The 1,043-nt window shown below is 45.5% G+C and carries 1 protein-coding gene and 1 pseudogene; both read right to left on the bottom strand.

The genetic code is table 11. The annotated features are described in order from the left end of the window. Nucleotides 1-691: pseudogene (locus F6J90_RS43355) on the bottom strand (hypothetical protein); the annotation flags it as partial. A gap of 11 nt (nt 692-702) precedes the next feature. Further along, nucleotides 703-1,043: hydantoinase B/oxoprolinase family protein (locus tag F6J90_RS43350; protein ID WP_293109144.1), on the bottom strand; the 341-nt coding region annotated here is incomplete at its 5' end.

Genomic DNA, 1,043 nt, shown 5'->3' with positions numbered 1-1,043 from the left:
TAATAGCAATTATTTCGGCATCAGGAAAGGCTTTTGCAATAGGGAGTACATTGTGCCCCATTCCACAGCCGATATCAAGGATGCGCTTTGGCTTGAATTCCGGATGATTTTTACGAACCCAACTGGTAATGGCTTTGCCTCCTCCGTCGCTAAAGCGGCCTATAAGACCTGCAGTAGTTACGAAGATTTCGGAGTCGTAATTTGCTGCTGCCGTAACATCTCCTTCAATGAGTTCGGTATGATAACTACCTGGCATTAGGTGATTGTCTACGGCTAACAAATATTCCGGCACCTTCACCTCTGGGTTCAAAACCAAGGTCGACTTTCCCTTATTCAATTCCTCCGCCTTATCTCTAAGAGCTTCCGCCTGCCGCAAGACCAGGGAACGACCTGCTTGTTGCCGCATTTCCATGGTGCTTCGCCTTAAAGAGGACCAGATTTGATAATGAGGGTCTTTTTCAATTGCGCCCTTCAATTCCTCTCTATTTCTGATTTCTCGCCCGTGTTCTTTTTCAAATTTGGGTGCAACGCGGGTGTCATAGGCCGTCTTAGTGCCTTGAGCTACATGAGCTAGATGTTTGTTCAGATTCGATAGAAAGTTATATCTAGCCCGTTCATCATGTGTGGTTTCCGGAAGCATGGCATGCTTCGCTATCTTATTCCAAACTGGTGTTAAATTCTTTGCTGACATTTTTTACGCTTTTAATCGATATATCCTAATTGTCTATCCTGTTCAATAAGTTGTTGAGACCTGTCGGCCACATCTCCGTACCCGGCGCCGCCGGGTAAGGTAAAGATAAGTTCTTCTCCCGGGTAAATTTTATCCAGTCCTTTCGGCGGGAAATCCCGTTCCGGAATAATTTCAATAGCACCCATTTGACCATCTTCGCCGCCTAAAAGGCCTTTTGCTACGGTCTGAGTTTTTTCGCTGACTACTGATATATTCAAGGGATGTTCACCCACATTCTTAAAGCTAAACTTCTGCCCTAACCCGCCTCTATATTTTCCAAGTCCTGCTGAGTTAGGCAGATCGGAAGAGCACA

Origin of the sequence: Moorena sp. SIOASIH, from assembly GCF_010671925.1 — a bacterium.
Classification (GTDB): Bacteria; Cyanobacteriota; Cyanobacteriia; order Cyanobacteriales; family Coleofasciculaceae; genus Moorena.
This window is presented reverse-complemented; position numbering and strand designations above follow the sequence as displayed.